The 3018-nt window shown below is 47.3% G+C and carries 3 protein-coding genes; all 3 read left to right on the top strand.

The annotated features are described in order from the left end of the window. Positions 1-165: 165 nt before the first annotated feature. The gene (locus ENN47_01420; protein ID HDP76848.1) at positions 166-1647 is read left to right on the top strand and encodes a DUF2779 domain-containing protein; all 1482 of its coding nucleotides are present in this window, start codon (positions 166-168) and stop codon (positions 1645-1647) included. Between the two features lie 132 nt (positions 1648-1779). Then, on the top strand, positions 1780-2841 hold the full coding sequence (locus tag ENN47_01415) for a nitronate monooxygenase (protein ID HDP76847.1): 1062 nt from the start codon (positions 1780-1782) through the stop codon (positions 2839-2841). A 67-nt stretch (positions 2842-2908) separates the two neighbouring features. After that, a partial coding sequence (locus ENN47_01410) for a cobalamin-binding protein (protein ID HDP76846.1) occupies positions 2909-3018 on the top strand: 110 nt, incomplete at its 3' end.

The raw sequence follows: 3018 nt of genomic DNA, 5'->3' as shown, positions 1-3018 counted from the left end.
TCCACATCTCAAATGAAGCTTCGACGGAAGCTCCCTGCACTTTCGGGAAAAATAAAGGCACGAAACAAAGCCTGAAAACCGAACCTATCTGTGCTGTTATAATCATCATGAGACGTGATCTGAGATCCGGCATTCAACACTCTTCAAGCCTCGAGGTGAAGCTAGATGAGACTTATTACTAAGAAGATGTTTCTCGAGTACGATTACTGCCCTGTCAGGGGATGGATCGAGAGGAATGAACCTCGGGATTTCACGCCGACAATCGCAGAAGATTTCAGGATGAAAGAGGGTCTAGATGTCGGTAGAAGGGCTAGGACTCTCTTTCCTGAAGGTATTCTGATAGAGGAACTGGATCCCTTTGAGGCCTCCTTCACAACCGAGCGGATTATCGGAGACAGGCAGTCTGTAACACTGTTTGAACCAGCTTTCATTAGCGGAGATTTCGTCTCAAGGGCGGACGTTTTGAGAAAAGGGGCAGATGGACTGGATGTCTTCGAGGTCAAGTCCAGCCTTGCAGGTTCATCAAACACAAAGGAATACATAGGGGATCTTTCTTACACGGTATCTGTCATAGAAAACTTGGGTTACAGAGTCAAAAAAGCATGTTTGATCATGGTCTCTAGAATGTATCGCAAGGGTGATGACGACCGGAAGCTCTTTGAGATAATAGATGTAACGGACGAGGTCTCGGCGCAGAAAAGTGAGATAAAGGCAAAACTCGAACTTGCATCAGTTATCTTGACTTCAACATTGATCCCTTCCGGCTCACTGGGGTACAAATGCAGAGACTGCGAGCATCTTCGAAGATGCTTCGGTCTGGACAGGAGACTCAGTATCTTTGAGCTTCCCAGATTGGGTGCCGATAAGACAGATGCTTTGATCGAAAAGGGATACTTCTCTCTGGAAGAGCTTCCGCGAGAGGCACTTGGCGACAAACCCCTTCTGCAAAGGGTCTTTCGTGGAGCAAAGACAGGAGGGATAGTGGTTGACGAACCCGAAGAGCTTCGTGAAAAGCTGAATAGTATGGATTATCCAATAGGTTATCTCGATTTCGAGACTGCAGCTTCAGTTATTCCCCTGTATGATGGCCTGGCACCCTATGAGGGGATCCCGTATCAATATTCACTGCACATTAGAAGGGAGGCCTCGGGCGTCCTGGAACACAGGGAGTTTCTTTTCGGCAATCCTTCGAGGGATGAAAGCCTCCTTCTAGCCGAAAGACTGGTTGAAGACCTCAAGGATTGTAAAACACTCATGGCGCACCACGCTTCCGTCGAGAGAAATATTCTGAGATGGCTGTCAAACAGATTCAAAGATTTTCCTGAGCTTTCAGAGCAGCTCATCTCCTTCTCGGAGATATTTGTAGATTCGGAACTCCTTGTGAAAGACCACATATATCATCCCGACTTCGGTGGAAGCTTCTCCATCAAAAGACTTCTTCCCGCACTCGTAGAAGGGGTTGGTTATGAGGGACTGTTTATCCATAACGGTGACGATGCCAGGTATGTATTCGTGAATATGGCTCTGGGAAATTACAGAGAGTCCGAGGTAGAGAGAATAAGAAGAGATATGCTGGAATACTGCAAGATGGATACACTGGCGATGGTCGAGATTCACAAGTTTCTCTGCGATCTTTCATCGGAATGAGGATACTGTTGATACAAATGCGAATCGTCAGCATACGACTTAATCGAATTCTTTTCGAAGTAGAATAATCTGGTCATCAAATTAGGTTATTATGAATCATGCACACTTTAGGCATCGAGAGGATGTGACGACATAGAAGTCTTCAAGATAAAGAATCATGAGACAGCGCTTCCCCTTATTCAAGGAGGAATGGCCGTAGGGATTTCTCTGGAAAACCTGGCCGCTTCCGTCGCTTCTGAAGGCGGAATAGGGGTTATTGGAACGGCAGGTATCGGTATGACGGTTGACGGTTACAGAAAGAACTTCAGGCAGGCAAGCATAGATGGCCTAAAGAATACCATAAGAAGGGCAAGGGAAAAGACAAGAGGGGTTTTGGGAGTAAACATTATGGTAGCCCTCACAAACTACGCAGAGATGGTGGCAACGGCCGTGAAGGAGAAGATAGACGTGATCATCTCAGGCGCGGGACTGCCTCTAGATCTCCCCTCTTATCTCGATGATGGATCGGAAACTGCTATCATTCCAGTAGTCTCGTCTCTGAAGTCTGCGACCGTAATATTCAAGAGATGGTTTGGCAGGTACAGATACGTCCCCGACGGCTTCGTTGTGGAGGGACCAAAGGCGGGCGGCCACCTCGGATACAGAGTCGAGGAGATCTTTTCTGAAGATAGTTCTCTCGAAAAGACGGTACCTGAAATCAGAAGGTTTGTAGATCAGGTGAAACGTGATACTGGCAAGAATATTCCGGTGATAGCGGCCGGAGGGATATTCGACAGAGATGATGTCGAAAAAGCCTTCAAGCTTGGAGCATCAGCAGTTCAAGTGGGGACGGCCTTTGTGGCCACGGAAGAATGCGATGCAGACTACGGGTTCAAGCAGGCATTCGTGAACGCTTGCGAGGAGGATATTACCATTATCAAGAGTCCTGTGGGAATGCCGGGCAGAGCAATAAGAAACAAGTTTCTGGACGATGTTGAACAGGGAAAGAAAAAGCCTTTTAAATGCTCCTTTCAATGCATAAAAACCTGCAATTACAGAGAAGCGCCATACTGCATCGCAGAGGCGCTCATGAATGCCTGCAAGGGAGATCTGGAAAACGGTTTTGCCTTTACGGGAAGTGAAGGATACAGGATAGAAGGCATTACAACCGTGAAGAAGGTTATAGATAGACTATTCGGTGAAAACAGGCGCTAGTTTTTCGATGTATCTTGAGAAATCAGCGGTCTGTCTGCGCCGCAAATAAATGTGGGGGAGGTCGAAGATGGGAACCCTGGAGAGAATAACGAACGCGATCATCGAAACAATGCCTGCTCAGGCAAAAGCTGCCACTGAAGAGGCTCTAGCGGAAGGCCACAGCGCAAAGGAAATTCT

It is taken from the genome of Mesotoga infera, from assembly GCA_011045915.1.
Lineage (GTDB): Bacteria > Thermotogota > Thermotogae > Petrotogales > Kosmotogaceae > Mesotoga > Mesotoga infera_D.
Note: the sequence above shows the minus strand (reverse complement) of the source record. Positions and strands in the feature narration are given on the sequence as shown.

Excerpts from the sequence above, each read along its gene's own strand:
- ENN47_01420 (HDP76848.1), top strand. The coding sequence starts at position 166 with ATGAGACTTATTACTAAGAAGATGTTTCTCGAGTACGATTACTGCCCT.